The following is a 21,060-nucleotide window of genomic DNA, read 5'->3' as shown; positions in this document are numbered from 1 at the left end:
AGCAGTATATTTTAGAATGATAATTGTAATGAGAACGAATAAAAACGGGTAGAAGGGTACGGAGTATAATCGATCCCTCCGGACAACAGGCTTGTCGTACTCGATGCTTCAGGATCCAACCCCGTATATTTGGTAAAAGTAACCAGGTTGGCACCGCTGACCGACACGGTTGCATCACTGATATTCAATTTTGTCAGGAATGCCTTGGGAAGTGCATACGAGAAAGATACGTTTTTCAATCTCAGGTACTTTCCATCTTCCAGATAATTGGTTGAAACCCGGGTGGCCAGGAAAGTCGTATTTCCTCCCTGCGACGGACGGGGTATAGTATTTGAAGGATTATTTTCCGTCCAGAAGTCCGCCACCTCCGCCAATTGCTGGTTGAACGGGACAGCCCTTGCATTCAGGTTACGCATGGCATGGTAAATCTTATTTCCTCCTGCAAAATTAAAGAAGATATTCAATGAGAACGGGCCATACCTGAATGTATTCGTGAAACCTCCGAAATAAGTAGGCAGCGGAGAGCCGACAAAGTCTTTATCCCCTGTATCCAGCGATTTACTGTTATTCCTGTCCACAAATTTAGGATCACCGGGAACAGCACCGAACAAGGCAGCTTCTTCCGCTTCATTCTTCTGCCAGATACCATCGAACTGGTACATGTAAAAAGCTCCTACCGGATGTCCTTCTTTGGTCAAGTTCGCGAAATCATTCGGCAACGAAATGTTCTCACCCGGAATTTGCAACGGCTCACCTAGAGCATTCGTTCCGATATCCAGCACTTTGTTCTTGTTAAAACTGATATTGAAGCTTGTTGTCCAGGAGAACTTTTTCGTTTCGATATTGCGGGAATTGATTCCTACTTCCAAACCTCTGTTCTGCACAGACCCCAGATTTACATACGGATTTTCGGTCACGGCCGCAATATAGGGCACCGGTGTCTGAATAAGCAGATCCTTCGACCGTTTGTCGTAATAATCAATAACAACGGACAATCTGTCTCTCAGGAAAGAAGCATCGAGACCGACGTTGAACTGCTGGGCCGACTCCCATTGCAATTTCGGATTTCCCATATTCACGGAAGAATTTCCTACCACCATACTGTTTCCCCAGATATAAGGGCTGGCACCGGCGCGGGTCACATAAGCAAAATCCCCGATATTCTGGTTTCCGGTCAACCCGTAGCCTACACGCAATTTCAGGTTTGTCAGAAAATCCACATCCCGCAGGAAAGCTTCTTCCGACATTCTCCAGGCACCCGAAATAGAAGGGAAAATACCATATCGCTTATCCGGGCCGAATTTGGATGAACCGTCGCGTCTGACTGTTCCCGTGAATAAATAACGGTCGTTGAAACTATAATTCAAACGAACAAAAGTAGATGCCAGAGCTGATGTGACCGAAGTACCGGTCGCTGTAAAATTAGTCTGGTTCGACAACTGATCCAGTGAATTGTCGATAGTTCCGGTACCGGTCGTACTTGTCTGTTTCACTACATACTGCTGGGCTGAAGCTCCGATCAAAGCGCTTAACGAATGCTTCTTCCACGTTTTACTATATTGTAAAGTGGCTTCCGTTACCCAGTTGATGGTCTCTTTGGAAGTATTTGTCGTACTACCTTCCGTCCGGGTATACCGGCCGTATTTGTACACTGGCAGATAGCGGTAGCCATTTACAAACCCCAGGTCTGCCCCCGTATTAACAGTAAAGATCAAATCATCCAATATCTTATAATCCAGCTTGATACTAGCCATCATTCTCGATGAGTTTTCTTTATTTACATCCATCAACTGGTTGATCAGCGGATTACTGTTCTCCCCGAAATAAGGATCGGCAGCCGATGTTACTGCAAAGAAATCTCCGGTTTCATCATAAGCAGGCAAATAAGTGTGGCTACTGATCAAACGCTGATAAGCACCGCTTCCCCAGGCATCATTGCTTAATTTATTCTGACGCTGATGAGCTCCACTAAGGCTCGATGCGATCTTCAGTCTTTTGCCGATGGAAATGTCATTGTTCGCACGCAGGAAGAACTCGTTCAGGTCACTGTTTTTCATAGTTCCTAATCTTCGTGAGAAAGAACCGGAGATAGCATATTTATTATTTTCGCTTCCTCCCTGCACACTCAGGTTGTAATTCTGCCTTACTCCCGTCCGGGTTCCTAAATCCTGCCAGTCTGTTTGTATCTGCCAGACCGGATCATTGATGTTTTCATAGACTTCCGGATTCCTGTTGGTATTCTTAAACGCTTCGACAAACAAGCGGCGTTGTTGGTCGGTAGTCAGCACCTCATACCGTTTGGCTATATTCTCGAACCCCAGATCCATGCTGAAAGAAATCACCGGCTTACCGGTTTGTCCGCGTTTTGTCGTAATGATCACGACACCGTTAGAAGCACGGGCACCATAAATGGCCGAAGCAGAGGCATCTTTCAAAACATCCACCGAAACGACATCTTTCGTGTTCAATGTAGAAAGGTCATTGTTAAAGAGCGGCACTCCATCGACAATAAGCAGAGGGTCATTACTTCCGGTCACAGAACCGGTTCCGCGCACCGAGAACTGGAAACGTCCTGTCAGGTCGCCTCCCGTTTCCTGTATCATCACCCCGCTCATCTTACCTTGCAAGGAACCGGCCACCGAAGGAACGGAACGGCTTTGTATTTCACTTGTATTAATGCTGGAAACGGCTCCCGTCAGGTCTTTTCTCCTTTGCGTACCATAACCGACCACAACGACTTCTTCCAGATTCTGAGTATCTTCCGTTAGTTGTACATTGATCACCTTCTGGTTATTCACCCTGATCTCACGGGAGATATATCCTATATAAGAGATCTGCAGGACAGAATTGGCCTGTACATCCAGTGAATAACGCCCGTCCATATCCGATATACAACCGTTCGTCGTTCCTTTTTCAACGACATTCACACCAATTACAGGATCTCCGTGTTCATCCGTTATCACTCCCGTCACGGTCAGCGATTTTCCTGTATCCTTGGCATTTGCCGAAATAACAATATGATTATTTTTTACAACGAACGAACATCCCGTACCTTTCAACAGGATATTCATGGTTTCTTCCAGGCTCTTTCCATCGATGGCTGTATCGATCTTCCGATGGAGATTTATTACCGATTCATCATAATCGATCGACATATCCGTTTGTTCCTCTATTTCTGCAAAAGCGCTCTTTATGGTTAGAACGTTTCCGGACAATGTAATTGTCTGCGACCACAGAAAAGTATATTGTGAGAAAAGGAAAAGAAAAAGTATTGCGATCACCCTGAATGAAGTAAAACGCTTCATCCTTTGTATTTTCTGGTTTATTTCCATATCTTTGTGAATTAGATTTTTAAAGTTGAATATTATATTGTTTCCCACCTGTTTCAGGCGAGCGATAAATTGGTATTCTACGATTTCAAATCCGGGAAGTTCCGATTGGCGTCGACTTCCCGGGTTCTTTTTTTCATAAAGTATCCTCCTGCATCTTTAGTTGATGTATATTATGTTATCTTTTATCCTGTAATGCAATCCGTTTATCATTTCCTGCAAGATATCCAGTACCTGGTTTAATCCTTCATCCGGCCTGAACTTCATGGTGAAACTACGTCCTGCAAATTTACCTGTCTCATAATTGATCGTAACATCGAAACGACGCTCGATCGTTTTCACAATATGATCGAAAGAGGCTCCCTGGAAAGTCAGGTATCCGTGTTTCCATTGCAATACTTTCGCGGCATTGACAACCTCTTTGGAGACAGTTTCCGACCGGCTGTTATAGATAAACTGTTCATCCGGATACAGAATAACCGGTTTATCCGGTGCCAGATCGGTAACGATCCGCACTTTCCCTTCCTCCAGCGTTGCAGTAGTCAATTCGGAGTCCGGATAAGCTTCCACATTAAAATGAGTACCCAAAGCCTCCACTGCCAGATGGCCGGTCTTTACAATAAAAGGTTTGTCCGGATCTTTTGCAACCTTAAAACTGGCTTCTCCATTCAGGTAGATCGAGCGTTTACCACCTTCGAAGTTGGCTGAATAAAGCAGCAATGAGCCCGAATTCAACCACACTTCCGATCCGTCCGACAAGATGATCTGCTTTTTCTCACCATTCGGCACAAAACATTCGATCCACTCGGGTTCGATCATCCGGGGCTCGTTTTGCATGATAAAATAACTGGCAGCAGCTCCCAACAAAGGCAATAGCAGGATCGCAGCAACACGCATGATTTTCCGGAACAGCGTCCTCTTTTCCACGACCGGTTCTGAAACGGACTGAATACGACAGTGCAATTTCACCAACTCTCTTTTTGTCTTTTCGTCCACTTCCCCGGGTGTTTGTTCCCAGATATCCAGCATAGCCTCTTCCTTGTCCTGCCGGCAGGTATCATCGACAAACCATTTCCGAAAGGCCATCTGTGTTGCTTCCGGAAGGTCATTCCCGAAGAATTTTGTAAGTAAAGTATGTATTGTTTTATTCGCCATTCTATCCCGTGTTTATATTAAAGACGGGGAAGGCGGAAAGCACACACGGCTCAAAATAGATTTTTTCTCAAAAAAGTAACAGGACAGCTCCGCGCAACACTCCCCGAAGATCGGCCAGGGCTTGTGTTATATGGTTTTCAACCGTACGTTTATTTATTTCCAGACGTTGGGATATTTCTTCATTGGACAATCCTTCTTTCCGACTCATCTTAAAAATACGGCGGCGCTGCTCCGGCATTTGCTCAATGGCAATATCGATCAGGAGAGATAATTCTTTTGCGTACAGATCTTCTTCTATCAGGTCGGTGTATTCATTGGAAGAAGATTGTTGTTTTTGTTCATAAGACTCTTTTACAAGGCTGTGTTCATAATAATCGTAAATCATATTCCGGGCCATCCGGTACAAGTAAGCTTTCAACGAGTTCACCTTCGAAATGCTTTCCCGGTTTATCCAAACCTTAAAGAAAATATCCTGCGCCATATCGCACGCTTCCTCTTCATCCTTAATAAACCCCAGCAGAAAATTTTTCACTCGTGGATGATACAGCATAAACAAGGCATCGAAAGACTTATGATCTCCCTGCCCCAGTTTTTCCATATATTCAGATTCACGATCTCCACCCATAGCGACACAAATATAGACAATAAATTATTATACAACCCCGCAATTATTTTACAGATAGTCTAAATATTGGTATTCTTATTCCTATCTTTAGCAAGTAATAGTTATTTCTACAAACCTAATACTAAAAACGATGGATCAATACATAAAAACAATAATCAGTGTAGGCGGCAGTGCAATCATGCTGGTAATGATCGTCTGTGTTATATGGTACGTTATAAAAGATACCTGGAAAGATATAAATGACAAACGAAGGGACTGAAATATCCTAAGATCGATGCCTCAAAAAAGAAATAGCCCTTTTCCTCTTTTTGCTAAAAACAGTTGATAGTAATAACCAGAGCGATACGCCCCAAGCAGTCCCAAGAATGCCTAGAAATAACACCGGGTTTGCTTCTATCTGATAGAGAGAATATCCTCCGATACCAAAAATAAAAGTAATAAACAATGCTGCAAAAATTGTGGTCAATAGTGTTCTCATAGCTGCAAATATAGAAATATTCACGAAATATCCAGCTTGCCACCACAATATTTACAAAATTTGGCCTCTTCTTCATGCCCCGTTCTAAGGCAATGCGGACATCTCAGCAGGCTGCGTTTCCTATGTTCTTTCATCATTGTAGCCGAAACAATACCCGTTGGAACCGCAATGATCGTATACCCGATCAGCATCACACAAGCCGAGATAAAACGTCCGACAGGAGTAACAGGGGTAATATCTCCATAGCCGACCGTAGTCATCGTAACAATCGCCCAATAAATACAATTGGGAATGTTATTGAACTGGGTATTCGGCTGTGTCCCCTCGACCATGAACATGATCGTTCCGATAGAAGTAACCAGGATCAGGACAAAAAAGAAGAATACGAATATCTTCCGGCTGCTCAACCGCAGGGATACCAGCAATAAATTTCCTTCTTCCAGAAAATTAAATAATTTGAATACCCGAAAAACCCGGACCAGGCGGAAAGTCCTTATTATTAACAGGTAACGTGCTCCGGTAAAGAAGAATCCCAGATACAGAGGCAAGGTCGCCAGTAAATCGACAATACCGAAAAAACTGAATATATACTTTTTAGGCTCAGGACTGCAATAAATACGAACCAGATACTCAAAAGTAAAAAACGCTGTAAAAACATATTCCAGTATCTGAAGTGCCAGCCTGAAATGATCGGAAAAGGTCACGACACTCTCCATTATCACCACCAATACGCTCGCAATAATAAATCCGATCAGAAAAACATCAAACAACTTCCCCTTAGGCGTATCAGATTCAAATATGATGATATACAACTTCTCCTTCAACTCCTTATTATGAAGAAAAGCATTGATCCTGTTCCTAATCCTACCCAAAAATCCGGATTTCGTTCCTTCCTGTTCCATATATCTAAATTTCTTATTTGGAGATTTTTATACGAACTCCTATCTTTGTAACAATTCAATATTCAATTAGACAAAAATACCATGAAAAAATCAATTCTTTTTACCATTTGTTCTTTTTTTGTGCTTACCGCTACCGCACAAAACATTATTAAAGTGAGTCCTGAAAAGGGGGACATGACTACCAAACTTCAGGTGGCCGTAGAGAAAGCGCGAAGTTATAACGGGAAAGCCGTTGTTATCGAATTGCAGAATGCAGACTATAACATTCATCGGGAAAGTTCGTCACAGATACTTTACCACATTTCAAACACTGCTTCAGAGAAGGAGAACCCGGATCAGACCAAGCATATCGGATTATGGTTGAAAGGGCTGAAAAACGTAACGATCGACGGAAAAGGCGCCCACCTCGTCACTCATGGCGAAATGACCAGTTTCGTAATCGACCAGTGCGAAAATATTACTTTACGTAACTTCACCGTAACGGCTGCCGATCCGACTGTACCGGAACTGACAGTTACCGAAGTAGGGGAACGCCACATGACTGTACGTATTCACCCCCGGTCACGCTACCAGATCAAAGACGGCAAATTCTCCTTTGTCGGCGACAACTGGTCACTATCCGATGGGATCGCACAAAGCTACGACCCGGAAAAGGATATTACCTGGCGTAGCTGGTCACCCCTCAACGGACTTCGCAAAGCGATCGAACTCGAACCGAACTTGCTCCGTTTCGTTTACGATAACACACCACAAGCCCGGCCGGGACTGACTTTCCAGATGCGCGACGGCATCCGCGACCAGGCCTGCGGACTGATCCAGTTCAGTAAAAATGTAATATTGGACAACTTACACCTGGATTTCCTGGGTAACTTCGGCATCGTCGGCCAAATGTCCGAAAACATCACTTACCGCAATATGGCTTTCGAACCCGAAGCCGGTAGCGGACGTACCTGCGCCGGATTTGCCGATTTCGTGCAAATGTCCGGTTGTAAAGGAAAAATCACCATCGAAAACTCCCGTTTCTCCGGGGCACATGACGATCCAATTAACATACACGGTACCCACCTAGCCGTGACGGAGTTTCTTGCCCCCAACCAGATTGTAGTGAAATATATGCACCATCAAACTTACGGCTTCCAGTCGTTCCTGCCGGGTAATACGATCGAATTCATCGACCCGCATACCCTGTTATCCCTCTCTTCTGCAAAAGTAAAAAAGGCAGAGATGAAAAACGAACGCGAAATCACGATCACCCTCGATAAACCGGTAACATCCAAGGTAAAAGAAACAGAGGGGCTTGTTATCGAAAATGTCACGTACACTCCCGAAGTCGAAATCCGCGGAAACTACTTCTCCCGTATTCCTACCCGCGGGATTCTGGTATCCACCCGCCGCAAGGTTATCATAGAAGACAACACTTTCTTCCGTATGCAAATGAGCGGTATCCTGATCGCAGACGATGCCCGAAGTTGGTTCGAGTCGGGCATGGCACGTGATGTGACTATCCGTAACAACTACTTTATCGAATGTGGAGGCCCGGTGATCTTCATCGTTCCCGAAAACGACCGGAATGAAGGCTACGTCCACCGCAATATCACAATCGCCAATAACCGTTTCCGGTTAACAGGGACAGACGCTATCTCCGCCAAATCGGTCGACGGCCTGAAAATCACAGATAATTTGTTCCTGACTCCTAAAACCTCCACCACGGAAGAGTTGATAAAAACACGGGAATGCAAAGACGTTACAATAGAAGGAAATATCATTCAATGATGAACATGTTACAAAACGAACAATTCATTATGTGCATGGATAACAATATATGACACTCTATTTTTTGAGATGATTTTGCCGTTATCGGCAAGAAATTGATATATTTGCATATAAATATCCACATTTCTTGCCGATAACGGCAAAATTATAATTATGAAATATTACTCAGTCAGCGAATTTGCAAAACAACAAAATCTTCCGGAAAGGACGATACGTCACTATTGTGCTACAGGAAAAATAGCAGGGGCTTTCCTGACTGGAAAAACATGGAACATTCCGGAAGAAGCTGTAATCTCTGATTCTAAAACCAAAAAGCGATTCAATGAAAACCCGCTACTTGATGCTCTCAAAGAACAAAAAGACATGAAACTGAACGGAGGAATATACCACCGCGTTCAGGTAGACCTCACCTATAATTCAAACCATATTGAAGGTAGCCGGCTAACCCACGATCAGACAAGATTCATCTTTGAAACCAATACAATCGGAGCTACAGGCGAAATGATAAACGTCGACGACATAATCGAGACAACCAACCATTTCAAATGTATCGACATGATTATCGAAAAAGCGAAAACAAAAAAGTTGACAGAAACTTTTATCAAAGAATTGCATTATACACTAAAATCAGGAACTTCCGACAGCAGGAAAGATTGGTTTCAAGTTGGCAACTATAAAAAATTACCTAATGAAGTTGGAGGAAATAAAACCTGTTCCCCCGAAGAAGTCCCTGGCCGGATAAAAACGCTTTTGGCAAATTATAATGCCATTAACAATAAAACAATCGAAGATATTATCAGTTTCCATAGAGAATTTGAATGTATTCACCCCTTTCAGGATGGAAACGGACGCGTAGGACGCCTGATCATGTTCAAAGAATGCCTGAGTAATAATATTGTACCATTCATAATAGACGAAGAGTTGAAATGGTTCTATTACCGTGGCCTACAAGAATGGAACAGAACACATTTATATCTTGTTGATACCTGCCTTACCGCCCAGGATAAATTCAAAATAATTCTTCAATACTTCAAAATCGACTACAACGAATAATCTTTTTTCTAAAACCTTTCCGCCTAATTTCATATCACCTATAATAATCAACCCTTCTGAAAAACAAAAGATAGACATCTTATTATCAGGCAGTAAAGTCTGCGTATTTACTGAAAAACCACACATAAAAACAAATATTTTTTCATTAAATAAAATAACACATTCACACACAAACCTTGTTTTTCATAAATTATATTCTTTACATTTGTTTATTTTAGAAAAAATAGAATTATATTTGAGCGTGATAATTCTCAGTAACTAGTATAAGTGTTAACCAAGAAAATTAAATGATTATGCAAGGAAAGAAAACGATTAGTTCTTTCAGACGCTGCAGAGTAGGGATACTTTCTGCATTAATGTCACTTTGTATGACAGCTGTCTTCGCTCAATCGGGCACTGTTAAAGGAAAAGTTTTAGATGAACTAGGCGAACCTATCATCGGAACAAACGTAGTAGAAAAAGGTTCGACCAATGGTACTGTCACAGACGTAGACGGTAACTACACACTCACATTGAACGACCTCTCGAAAGCCGTTCTTCAATTCTCATTCATCGGTTATAACACGACGGAAGAAGCGGTAAAAGGCCGGAAGACAATCGATGTCAAACTGGCTCCCTCTGTTGTTAACCTGGGTGAAGTCGTAGCTATCGGCTATGGAACACAGACACGTAAAGAAATTACCGGTTCCGTTGCCAATGTTTCGGAAGAGAACTTCAACAAAGGAGTAACAAGAGACGCCTCCGACCTGTTGCAAGGGAAAGTGGCCGGCCTGACGATCACGTCCGGTTCCGGCGACGTGACCAAAAGCTCGACTATCCGGCTGCGCGGAACATCCACCCTGCAAAACGACCAGGGGCCGCTGATCGTTATCGACGGTATTCCCGGAGGCGATATGACTACGGTAGCGCCTTCCGATATCGAATCGATATCGGTGCTGAAGGATGCTTCTTCAGCCGCCATCTACGGGTCGCGTGCAGCCGGTGGTGTTATCCTGATCACCACCAAAAGAGGTTCAGGCTCGAAAACACAGATTTCCTACGACGGATACGTCGCTATGGATCACCTCGCCAACAAGCCCGACCTGATGAACGCCGACGAATGGAGAGCTTACGCCAAAGAATCCGGGCAGGATCCCAGCGTATACGACCAGTATGGAGCCGACACCGACTGGTTCGACGCCATGACCCGGACAGGTATTTCACAAAACCATGCCATCTCCCTTTCCGGAGGAGGTTCGAAAAGTAATTACCGCGCCTCATTCACCTACCTGGATCGCAACGGTATCATGCGCGACAACGACATGAACCGCTATAGCTTCCGCTTCCAGTTCCAGCAACGGGCCATCAACGACCGCCTGCGCATCGGCTTGCTCGGGTCAGCTACACTGACGGATGCGCGCATCCCCTATGGCGACAATTTCGTATTAGCCTATAGTATGCTTCCCGTGTACCCGGTTTACAATGCCGATGGTTCTTATTTCACCAAAGTCAACACAGAATATGACCAGGGAAACCCGGTGCAAAACCAGGATCTGAACAGAAAAGACATGAATAATATCTATTTCTACGGCGCAGGAGATATACAATTTACCGTGATCGACGGGCTGAACGTAAAAGCGAATTTATACAAAAGCCGCTATTCCAGTGAGTTCAGCCAATACGACAACTCCGAAACCAAACAGGGACAAAGCAATAACGGATACGCCCAGAAACGGAACCGCACCTGGAACCGCAACCTGATGGAATGGACAGCCGACTACGAAAAAGTATTCGGAACAGCCGAAGAGCACAAGATACAAGGCATGATCGGTTACTCCTGGGAAGATAACAATTATTCGTCATTCACTTCACAGAACCGTAACTTCCTGACCAACGACCTGGGATCGAACAACCTTCAATCGGGTACCGGCCTGAAGACTGGCGACGTATCTTCCGATAAGAACTCCTATAAACTGATCTCCATGTTCGCACGTGCCCATTACAGCTATGACGAACGTTATATGATCACAGCTACCGTACGCCGCGACGGTTCTTCCAAATTCGGTGCCAACCATAAATGGGGTACGTTCCCATCCGCATCCGCAGCCTGGGGTATCTCGCAGGAATCGTTTATGAAGGACGTCAAGTGGGTGAACGATTTGAAATTCCGCGTCGGATATGGTGTCACCGGTAACCAGGACGGCCTGCAACCTTATAAGAGTCTTGAGTTATACGGATCAGAGGGTATCTATTATAATGACGGCAGCTGGCAGACAGCATACAAGATCAACCAGAATGCCAACCCCGACCTGAAATGGGAATCGACCGCCATGCTGAACGTCGGCCTCGACTTCACCTTGTTCAACAGCCGCCTGAACGGTACCATCGAATGGTATAACAAGAAAACATCCGACATGCTTTACAATTACGAGGTTCCGACTCCCCCGTTCGTGTACAACAAAATGCAGGCCAACGTAGGCGATATGACCAACAAGGGTATCGAAATCATGCTGAACATGGATATCCTGCGTAAGAAAGACTTCTCTTGGAACATGTCATTGAACCTGGCCCACAACAAGAACGAGATCACCAAACTGTCGAGCGACGTATATACGACCAGCCGCCTTTACACGGGCGATCCCTGGCTACGCGGCGGTTCAGGCGTTACCTCACACGTCATTGAAGAAGGCCGTCCGGTAGGACAATTCTATATGCTGATCTGCGAAGGGATCGACGAAAACGGCAAATACATCATCAAAGACAAAAACAAGGACGGACAGATCACCGACGACGACCGCGATTATTGCGGCGACGCACAGCCGGATCTGACATTCGGATGGAACAACTCATTCAGTTGGAAAAGCTGGGATCTGAGCTTCTTCTTCCGCGGTTCCATCGGCCAGAAAGTATTCAACAACCCGCGTGCCGCCTATGGCAACAATACTTTCCTGATCGGTACCAATGCTTTGAACGATCCGTTGGTTCATCAGCTCACAGAGTCTTCCCGTATCTGTTCCTACTACATCGAGAATGCTTCCTTCATGCGCCTCGACAACATGTCACTGGGTTATACGTTCAACACGAAGAAAATCGACTGGCTGGATAAAGCCCGTGTCTACGTGGCCGGACAGAACCTGTTCGTAATCACTGGCTATAAGGGTGTCGACCCGGAAGTAGAAATCTTCCGCGGAGAAATAACAGATGCGGATGCCGGTCTTTCCCCGGGTATCGAACACCGCCAGTTCTTCCCCAAATCAAGAACTTTCACTTTAGGCGTTAACTTAACATTCTAACTTACTAATTAAGCACATTCTTATGAAAAAGAAATCATTGATAATATCACTTGCCGGAGCAACTCTTCTCCTTTGCTCTATGCCCTCGTGTATGGATCTGGGCGAAACAGTGTACGATAAAGTGCAGGCCGACCATTTCGGCAAGAACGAAGCGGAAATAGCATCCATAGTCGGGCCGGTTTACAGGAGTCTGAACCAATATGTTCCTTACAACTTCATGGCATTGTCCGAATGCAGCGGCGATATGGCGATTGTCCCGACCCGCAAAGGGGGCGACTGGTACGACGGCGGACAATACCGCGAATTACACATGCACTCGTGGACAGCCAACACCAACCAGATAAAGAATTGCTGGAGCATGGCTACCAAGTCCATTTCTACCTGCAACCTGGTCTACAGCATCGTTGAAAGCAACACTTTCATCAGCGACGAACTGAAACAAAGAACATTGGCCGAGATTAGGGGCGTACGCGCCATCTGGTTCTACATTATGATGGATAACTGGGGGAATATTCCTCTTATCACCGACTTTAAAGACACCAGTCTCCCCACCGTGACACCGCGCAAGGAGGTCTACAATTTCATACTGAAAGAACTTACCGAGATTAAAGATGTCTTACGGGAGGATGTCAGTACGGCTTCTTACGGGAAATTCACCAAAGGAGCCGCCTATGCACTATTAGCTAAAATGTATCTGAATGCCGAAGCATGGGGTGTCGACGTCCCACGCTGGCAGGAAGCAGCAGATGCCTGCGATGTAGTAATGAAGCTCGGCTATACCCTCGAATCGGACTGGAAAGCCAATTTCGCAAGCAACAACGAGTCGTCTATGGAAACCATTTTCCCGATTTGTTTCAGTGCAAACGACCAGGATCTGAATGGGACTGATTATCGTAACCGCCTATTTGCCTGGACGCTGCATTACAAAGACAATCTGGTTCTCGGATTGAAAGTGACGGGTGATAACGGAGTTTGCGGACAGCCGGATTATGTAAAACTGTTCGACGATGCCGACATCCGTAAAAACGGATCTTTCCTGCTGGGTGAAATGATCGACCCGGCTACCGGGAAAGTGATCATCACGGCTCACGACCGTCCGTTGATCCACACGGCAGATGTAACGATCATCCCGGGAACCGAACGCGACGGCACCGCCTGGGGCGACGTAAACCAGGAAGATGGCGGCCGTGCCATCAAATGGCCTTTCGACAAATCGACGGTGGACGGTATAGAGAACGATTTTGCATTGTTCCGCCTGGCCGATATCTACCTGATGAAAGCCGAATGTCTGGTACGGATGGATAAGGACAACGGAGAAGCGACCCGCCTGGTCAATGAGATCCGCCAAAGAGGATTTGAGAATTCGGAACATAATTATGCGTCAGTCACACTCGATGAGATTGCCTTGGAACGTAAGCTTGAACTTGCCTGGGAATGCTACTCCCGTCAGGATTGCATCCGTTTCGGCACTTTCCAGAATGCCCGTTTCCTCAAACCGGAGACGAAAGGGGAAGATTACAGAAACCTGTTCCCTATCCCGCAGGATGCCTGGCAAACGAATCAAAATCTGAAACAGAATCCGGGCTATCCGGCATTCTGATAAAACAAAGACAACGCGGAACGTCTGAGAATCCAGACGTTCCGCGCTTCTAACAAATCAGATGGTTTATTTTCGTAAAAACGCGTGAACGACTATCTGACAGGCCGGTCTGAACCGACTTTAAAATTGCACGCATGATATACAAGGTGCTAAATATACCTCCTGCCGTTATGTTAGGTATTTGATACACAAAGACTGTGCATTTGCAAGGCATAACCATAGCTGCATCTCAAATATTTACTAATTTTGCCATCAATTGTAAATCATAAAACGAAACGTCATGAGTAAAGCCCCATTTATGCTGATTATATGTATGTTTATTGTACAATCAGCTTTTGCACAATCATATTCCCAATACTTCCGCTTGGAGAATCAGGATACCGTCAACTTCACCTTTACAGTAAGAAAGCCTGATATTAAAGCAATAGACTGTTATCCTCAACGGATTACCCAAATATCGAAAAAAGGAGACAACTATGAAATATCACTCACAATTATCAACCCTTATCTGGATGGAAGCAAACTGGCAAAAATGAAAGAAGCCAAATATGATAAATCACAGGAATACGACAGAGAGATCGCCAGATTTTTGCAATCTACTCCGTTGATAGATACACAAAACGAACACGTTAGGCAAATAGCTGATACGTTATTTAAAGATGACACGCAGACCTTTGTCATAATAGAGAAAGCCCTCAAGTTTGTCCACAGTTATTTGTCACCTTCCGATTCCATAGCCAAACAGATTGATGCAGGCACTTGCAGAACCGTAGATGTAAATACTGTTATTCAGACAAGGAAAGGTACTTGCAGCGAATATACAAACGTATTTACGGCTTTGATGCGTTACATGAATATACCGACTCGTTTTGCCGTAGGGTATTTCAATGTCCCCGAATGGAAAGCCGAAAGCACCCATGCCTGGCCTGAATGTTATATAGAAGGTGCTGGTTGGTGTACTGTCGATCCGACTTTCCCTTCGTATATCGGCCCGCATTTTGCTGAAATCAGGATGCGTTACGGAATAGATTACGAAGACTGCGACATCAAAACCCTGAGTGATGATATCGAACCAATTGAGTTTACAAAAAGATAAGCCATTGTGAAAGGTTAATTATACGATTATGAACACATCCATCCGCCCTTCGGGCTTATCCAATCTGTTGAGCAAGGTAGTGTGCCTCTTGCTTATTTTCATCTGTTGGAGTTGTACACAGAGCAGTGAAACTGAAAAATATCAGAAGAAAAGGGATAATATCGTTAATGTCAAAGACAAAATAAAAGAGATCGCGATAGATGATGTTCTGATCGGACGGATGGCTCAAACTAGGCTAATCGACAATTATCTGATTATAGGCGATTACAGATCACCGGACAAGCTCATACATATTTTCGATAAAAACGATTTCCATCACATAACCAGTGTTACTTATCAAGGACAGGGCCCCGGCGAAATAGCCAATATGGGACATATAGCGATCGATGAAGCTCATCGCAAATTTTATGTATCCGATCATGGCAAGCAAAAGATATTCAGCTACGATCTGGACAGTGTTCTAAACAATCCTTATTATGAACCGGCTGTCAAAGCGGATATGAACATAGGATTATTTCCCAGCGAATACAGATATTTCAATGATACGCTATGTATCGGCCGGATCATTCAACCGATAGGGTCTAATAATTTCAAGCCGATCGTCGGAAAATGGAATATGCTGACAGGAGAAATAAAGCTAATGAAATATGAGCATCCCGACATAAAAAAGAAACGCATGACGTCTGATGTTTCTTTCGAGCACGGGATATATGCCGAATGTTATTCAAATTACGACTTAATGACTATTTGCGATCTGGACGGAAATTTAAAATACAATATATACGGCCCCAAATGGGAGAATGAACCGGGCCCAACGCTCCACTACACAATGCAACCTGCTTTTTGCGGCAACAAGATCATCGCCGGCTATTCCGGAGAAGACGGCCGCGGAGAGGGTTCTTATCCAACAAAATTCATAGTCTTTGACCTCGCCGGAAACTATCTCCAGACCTTAGAAACAGGCTATAAGATTGCCGATTTCTGCTACGACAAAGAAAATAACCGTATCATCATGTGCATGAATGACGATATACAGTTCGGTTATTTGGATTTGGATCTGGATTGAATTGCAGAAGTACTTTTCTTCCCTCTCAGTTCAGGAACTCTTGTCTTGCTGAACTGAAATATTACGATATGTTGAAAATCATATAACAAATTAAAACATTTACTTTTAAATCCAACAACGATATCGTACCTTTGTTACGAACAACTGATAACTTAATATTATATGTCTGTAATTGTTTCCCTAACAAGCCATCAAAAAAGACTAGCAACTCTTCATCTTTGTTTGGATAGTCTTTTTCTTCAGCAATATCAACCAGATAGAGTTGTATTGTATCTGCATGAGGGTGAAAAAATAGCTGAGAATATAAAATCGTTTCAAGATAAGGGGCTTGAGGTAAAATATTTTACAGATGACTATAAGCCACATAATAAGTATTTTCATGCTATGCGCGAATATCCAGACGATATCATTATAACTTTCGATGACGATGCCATATATCCTCCATATCTTTTAAAATTATTAGTTGAAACCCACCAACAATTTCCCGAAGCTGTTATTACAGGACGAGCTCATAAAATCCGGATGAACCAAGATGGCAGTCTGCTTCCCTATCAACAATGGGACTGGGAAACTTCAGTAACAGGGACACCATCAATACAGATAATGGCAACAGGAGTAGGAGGTGTTTTATATCCTCCATATTGTATGCATCCTGAACTTTTTAATGCAGAAAACATTCTTAGGTTATGTTTGTATTCAGATGATATCTGGTTGAAGTGTATGCAGGTACTAAATAATACTCCTGTAATTGTTGTTGCACACAAACCTCAGCATCCGAAAAGTATCAAAGAAGTCGCAAAAGAAGGACTTTTTCTAGTGAATAAACTTCAGAACAGAAATGATTTTTATCTGTCATCTGTAACAAAACAATATAATATTAACTGGAAGGAAATGATTGAAAACGATGAAAAATATAATACTTAGCATAATTATACCGGCATATAATACTTCAGACTATCTGAAGAAATGTATTGACTCCCTACTTTTTCAAACTTTACAGAAAATCGAAGTTATTGTAGTGGATGACGGCTCTACGAATGATCTAACTTCGATTATAGATTCTTATGGAAATAAAGAAAATTTGATTTATATACGGAATGAATATTCGGTTGGACCTGGAGCTGCAAGAAATATAGGGCTTTGTCGAGCAAAAGGGAAATTTATTGCATTTTGCGATAGTGATGACTGGGTTGATTTGGATTTATATGAAAAAAGCATTGCCCATATGGAGAAGACTGATGCAGATATCGGAATTTTTTCAGTAATAAGAGAACGCGATGGATTTAGAGGACAACCAGAGTATTTATGTTATTTTAATCAGTTTTACACTTTTTCGTCTGAAATGGCGTTGCGAATATTAAGCGGACAATATGAAATGGGGATTAAACTCCATAGAGCTTGTTGGAATAAAGTATTCAGGAAAAGCTTTCTTGATGCCTCCAAAGCGAGATTTGAGGAAGGTATTTATTTTCAGGGTGTTTTATTTTGCGTTTATACATTTCTTCGTGCTGAGAAAATAGTATGTGTTCCTCATGCTGCGTATCATCATTACCGACGCTCCGATTCGATCATTCAATCTTTCAGCGAAAAACATATTCTTGACTTTAAGGAATGTTATTTAAGAATGAGAAAATATTTTGTTGAGGAGAATAAATTCGCAACATATCAATTAGATTACTACCGATTATGCGAAAGTTATATGAACATAATTATTAAGCAAATATTTGAATATGAACATTCTGAGGAACGAAAGAAATTTTTCCTCAGAAAAGTGTTACAAGCATTTACATCATTAATAACAACAGATGAGTATTTTGCTTATGCCACAGCTGAAGAAATTAGACAGCATATACAACCAAACATTACAGATACAACTTTATATTGATTGTTACCAAGAACAACGTGGGTCAATATAATAGTAGGGAACTGTTAGCTCACTACCAAACCAGAAACAAATATAGGTGCTGGAAAAGCACCCGCTTTTGATTATATTCATATTATGTATTACAATTACTTTGTAGTCGGGCAGTTCGGATAAAAGTTGATCGGCATCTTTTAAATAATTATATGCTTCGCTCTGACTTCCATAAACAGCTTCGTGCAAGGCCAGTGCCATATAATGAAAGGCTCTTTGCCTTGCACATAGTTCACGGCTAAATATACTTTCTTTTAGTAAATATTTATTGCCATTCATTTCATCATTTATACTATAGTAATACATGGCAAGTATACTCAACCTGTGTCTATAATTACTATAATGATTTTTTTTCATTTTCAAATGATAGTCTAATACGTCTTTTAATAATTCATGACGTTCTTCATAAATCATTCTAAAAAAGTTTAGATGAAATCCACACCAGTTATAATGCTTATCATTAACACCATACCTTTCGGCAAGTTCTATCATACTTTTTTCTATCATTTCTATACATTGGGGCATATCTTTGGTACATCGTGTAAGTGCATACCTTATTGTGAAACTCAGATAACGATAATCAAAGCCATTATCCTTCATCTCTGCAGAGCGCTTTAAATAAAGCTGATACGTAGCTTCGTTTTTATTCGCTTTTATCAGCGTATCAGCCACCATTGCGTCATGATAGTGCAGGCATTTTAGCATTTTAGACGGCAATACAGCACTTCTTTGAAGTTTCTTTATCAATAGCATCATCATATCAAGTTTTGCTAATGCTATTTTATAACTCATATTTTCATAATGTAACAAAGCAAGCTCCCACATAGCTTGCAAGCAAATATGCTGAATATTGCTATTTTCACTATGATAAATTTCATTTATAAGTTCATCAAAAAGTGCCCTACAATTTGCCGTCAGGCTTTGTTGATTTGCCGCTAAAGCATACATCAGATATAGTTCATAGTATTGTTCTTCAGGTAGTTTTTGCTTTAATTCCTGCTTTAAACTAGTTTCAAACAGATTTTGCAAAATAAAAAGTACAGTGTTAAAATTCTTGCTTTTTATAAGTTGCCGCACTGACTCAATACTTTTTGTTAGTTTACTAGGTATGTATACATTTGCAAGACAAGTGAATATATTAAGTGGATAAACCGTAGTAAGATCTGCTTCCTCATATTGCGGAGATGAAAAATGTCTTCGATAGCATTCTGCATATATATCATGCTGCGGTATTAGAGCATCGTCGCTGTTATATCGAGCGAGGCCTACTCTGACAATCTTTTCGGCAATCTGGTGCTTTTCCGATCCTGGAGGGATTGAAAAGGGGATGTGTGACCAATATATCAGGTTGCACAGCTCTTTACAGTCCGGATTAGTTAAGAAAAACTCATTAAACTTACTCAATAAATGCTGCTCCATTATCCCACTACGGCGGAATGCTTTACACAAAAGCATTAGTTCATCTACACTTTTTATCGAATGAGATTCTTCCCAAATATATTTAGAGAATATAAATAATTCAATTACATTAAATTCAAGTGCATGTAGCCATTTAGTCGTTATTTCATCTTCGGCAAGTTTATGAAATGAAAAGCAATCTAAAATATCATGTATTCTTATTTCATAGATATGTCGTTTTACAACACAATTCTCTTTTAAATATTTAAATTCCTGACTGTTGTTAAAATAATAAGGCTGTCCAGAGAGGAGTATAAAAACCGGAAGTTTACGTTGGTTGATTGAAGTAAGAAATGATACTAAACATTTTGAGATTACTTGATCCAACTTTTGCAAATCGTCGAGAAAAATAAATCTTCTGTTTATTGATATTTCTTGAGGGATAAGTAAATCATTCTCACAAATATTAGTTAAAGCCCCAATAAACGACTCGATATCATTTTTGTTTTCAATAAGATCAAATAATGCATCACTTATATTCTTGTTGTTTAAGCCACGGATATATTCCTTTGTTATTGCATCTGGAGCTAAATAAGGGAATAAAAAGAAAAGAATCATATTTAGAAACAATTCAGCGTTTTTCTCTGTAGATTGTACAAAAGAACCAAAAAATAAATCTTCTTTTTCATCAATTGTATGGCGATTGAGAAGTTGTTCTATCAAATGACTTTTTCCAGCTCCCGATATACCCTCTAAAGTATGGATAGCTGTTCTACTTTTTTTTATAAAATCTTTAATTCCCGTTACTAACTCTTCCAGTGTTTTGATTTGAGTAGAGATTGTAAGTGTACCTTTCAAATTTTCAGTAGGTATAATTGGGCGCAGTGGCGGAACTTTTAATTTACCTATGGTAAATATTGGTACAGTGCGTTCATTTTTGTTTTGTGTATATTCTTTTCCTATCTCAAACTGAAATTTTATCTGGTTTTCTCCTGGTTCTAATATAATCTTGTTTTTTGAAAGAAGCTTTAAACCTTTGATGCCAGGGGCAGCACGAAGAGCTACAATTCTTTTTGAATCACTGAATACACTGAAATATCCTATGTAGCTTTCACCTATGTACAATGAACGCACAGGCTCCTTAAAAGATACTCTACTACCACCAACAGTATAAAAATTGATATCCTGTGTTGCAAAAAGTTCTGAACCGGTTATCGGCACTAGTTTATACTCCTCATCAATATTAAAAAATTTATGGTAAATACGATTATTATTTGCAAGCCAATGCTCCAAGGTATACCGTGTACAAAATATGATATCTCTGCAATTTAAAGCATTGTATAATGCTGTACGAATATCCATAATCGTTTTTGTACTTATTCGTATATTTGATACAGT

At 41.9% G+C, this 21,060-nt stretch carries 13 protein-coding genes; 8 read left to right on the top strand and 5 right to left on the bottom strand.

All coding sequences use genetic code 11. From position 1 onward, the window contains the following. Positions 1 to 11 precede the first annotated feature (11 nt). The 4 genes from HMPREF1536_RS12020 to HMPREF1536_RS12005 all read right to left on the bottom strand — a co-directional run bounded on the left by HMPREF1536_RS12020 (position 12) and on the right by HMPREF1536_RS12005 (position 6,489). On the bottom strand, positions 12 to 3,332 hold the full coding sequence (locus HMPREF1536_RS12020) for a TonB-dependent receptor (RefSeq protein WP_081693420.1): 3,321 nt from the start codon (positions 3,330 to 3,332) through the stop codon (positions 12 to 14). Between the two features lie 156 nt (positions 3,333 to 3,488). Continuing rightward, complete coding sequence (locus tag HMPREF1536_RS12015; RefSeq protein ID WP_028729960.1) at positions 3,489 to 4,484, bottom strand: FecR family protein; 996 nt, start codon at positions 4,482 to 4,484, stop codon at positions 3,489 to 3,491. 67 nt (positions 4,485 to 4,551) lie between these two features. Then, the gene (locus HMPREF1536_RS12010) at positions 4,552 to 5,109 is read right to left on the bottom strand and encodes an RNA polymerase sigma-70 factor (protein ID WP_044193406.1); all 558 of its coding nucleotides are present in this window, start codon (positions 5,107 to 5,109) and stop codon (positions 4,552 to 4,554) included. A gap of 498 nt (positions 5,110 to 5,607) precedes the next feature. Beyond that, positions 5,608 to 6,489 carry an ion transporter gene (locus HMPREF1536_RS12005; RefSeq protein ID WP_044193409.1) on the bottom strand — a complete coding sequence of 294 codons (882 nt, stop codon included), beginning with the start codon at positions 6,487 to 6,489 and terminating at the stop codon, positions 5,608 to 5,610. Between the two features lie 81 nt (positions 6,490 to 6,570). Here HMPREF1536_RS12005 and HMPREF1536_RS12000 point away from each other — a divergent pair, with 81 nt between their 5' ends. The 8 genes from HMPREF1536_RS12000 (at position 6,571) to HMPREF1536_RS11965 (ending at position 18,234) form a co-directional block, all read left to right on the top strand. Further along, entirely contained in the window at positions 6,571 to 8,262 is a 1,692-nt protein-coding gene (locus tag HMPREF1536_RS12000; RefSeq protein WP_028729963.1) for a right-handed parallel beta-helix repeat-containing protein, read from the top strand. Positions 8,263 to 8,415: 153 nt separating this feature from the next. Further along, a complete protein-coding gene (locus tag HMPREF1536_RS11995) occupies positions 8,416 to 9,315 on the top strand; it encodes a Fic family protein (protein ID WP_028729964.1) in 900 nt (299 codons plus the stop codon). Between the two features lie 293 nt (positions 9,316 to 9,608). Next, positions 9,609 to 12,587, top strand: a complete 2,979-nt coding sequence (locus HMPREF1536_RS11990; protein WP_028729965.1) for a SusC/RagA family TonB-linked outer membrane protein — start codon at positions 9,609 to 9,611, stop codon at positions 12,585 to 12,587. 22 nt (positions 12,588 to 12,609) lie between these two features. After that, positions 12,610 to 14,187 (top strand): RagB/SusD family nutrient uptake outer membrane protein, encoded by a 1,578-nt coding sequence (locus tag HMPREF1536_RS11985; protein ID WP_028729966.1) that lies wholly within the window; start codon positions 12,610 to 12,612, stop codon positions 14,185 to 14,187. 280 nt (positions 14,188 to 14,467) lie between these two features. Further along, on the top strand, positions 14,468 to 15,283 hold the full coding sequence (locus HMPREF1536_RS11980) for a transglutaminase-like domain-containing protein (protein ID WP_052349924.1): 816 nt from the start codon (positions 14,468 to 14,470) through the stop codon (positions 15,281 to 15,283). Between the two features lie 28 nt (positions 15,284 to 15,311). Beyond that, a complete protein-coding gene (locus HMPREF1536_RS11975; protein ID WP_044193413.1) occupies positions 15,312 to 16,349 on the top strand; it encodes a 6-bladed beta-propeller in 1,038 nt (345 codons plus the stop codon). Positions 16,350 to 16,511: 162 nt separating this feature from the next. Then, complete coding sequence (locus HMPREF1536_RS11970) at positions 16,512 to 17,273, top strand: glycosyltransferase (RefSeq protein WP_044193415.1); 762 nt, start codon at positions 16,512 to 16,514, stop codon at positions 17,271 to 17,273. Continuing rightward, positions 17,254 to 18,234, top strand: coding sequence for a glycosyltransferase family 2 protein (locus tag HMPREF1536_RS11965; RefSeq protein ID WP_028729968.1), 981 nt, complete (start codon positions 17,254 to 17,256; stop codon positions 18,232 to 18,234). Before HMPREF1536_RS11970 ends, HMPREF1536_RS11965 begins: the two co-directional genes overlap by 20 nt. Positions 18,235 to 18,237: 3 nt before the next feature. Here HMPREF1536_RS11965 and HMPREF1536_RS11960 read toward each other — a convergent pair whose 3' ends face one another. Further along, positions 18,238 to 21,024: an ATP-binding protein gene (locus HMPREF1536_RS11960; RefSeq protein ID WP_028729969.1), complete on the bottom strand. Its 2,787-nt coding sequence runs from the start codon at positions 21,022 to 21,024 to the stop codon at positions 18,238 to 18,240. Positions 21,025 to 21,060: the final 36 nt, after the last annotated feature.

The sequence above is a fragment of the Parabacteroides gordonii MS-1 = DSM 23371 genome, from assembly GCF_000969825.1.
Lineage (GTDB): Bacteria > Bacteroidota > Bacteroidia > Bacteroidales > Tannerellaceae > Parabacteroides > Parabacteroides gordonii.
The sequence above is the reverse complement of the archived record's forward strand: the minus strand, read 5'-3'. Positions and strand labels throughout refer to the sequence as shown.

Coding starts and splice junctions, on each gene's coding strand:
- HMPREF1536_RS11970 (WP_044193415.1), top strand. CDS start 16,512: ATGTCTGTAATTGTTTCCCTAACAAGCCATCAAAAAAGACTAGCAACT.
- HMPREF1536_RS12015 (WP_028729960.1), bottom strand. CDS start 4,484: ATGGCGAATAAAACAATACATACTTTACTTACAAAATTCTTCGGGAAT.
- HMPREF1536_RS11975 (WP_044193413.1), top strand. CDS start 15,312: ATGAACACATCCATCCGCCCTTCGGGCTTATCCAATCTGTTGAGCAAG.
- HMPREF1536_RS11995 (WP_028729964.1), top strand. CDS start 8,416: ATGAAATATTACTCAGTCAGCGAATTTGCAAAACAACAAAATCTTCCG.
- HMPREF1536_RS12005 (WP_044193409.1), bottom strand. CDS start 6,489: ATGGAACAGGAAGGAACGAAATCCGGATTTTTGGGTAGGATTAGGAAC.
- HMPREF1536_RS11985 (WP_028729966.1), top strand. CDS start 12,610: ATGAAAAAGAAATCATTGATAATATCACTTGCCGGAGCAACTCTTCTC.
- HMPREF1536_RS11980 (WP_052349924.1), top strand. CDS start 14,468: ATGAGTAAAGCCCCATTTATGCTGATTATATGTATGTTTATTGTACAA.
- HMPREF1536_RS11990 (WP_028729965.1), top strand. CDS start 9,609: ATGCAAGGAAAGAAAACGATTAGTTCTTTCAGACGCTGCAGAGTAGGG.
- HMPREF1536_RS12000 (WP_028729963.1), top strand. CDS start 6,571: ATGAAAAAATCAATTCTTTTTACCATTTGTTCTTTTTTTGTGCTTACC.
- HMPREF1536_RS12010 (WP_044193406.1), bottom strand. CDS start 5,109: ATGGGTGGAGATCGTGAATCTGAATATATGGAAAAACTGGGGCAGGGA.
- HMPREF1536_RS11960 (WP_028729969.1), bottom strand. CDS start 21,024: ATGGATATTCGTACAGCATTATACAATGCTTTAAATTGCAGAGATATC.
- HMPREF1536_RS12020 (WP_081693420.1), bottom strand. CDS start 3,332: ATGGAAATAAACCAGAAAATACAAAGGATGAAGCGTTTTACTTCATTC.
- HMPREF1536_RS11965 (WP_028729968.1), top strand. CDS start 17,254: ATGAAAAATATAATACTTAGCATAATTATACCGGCATATAATACTTCA.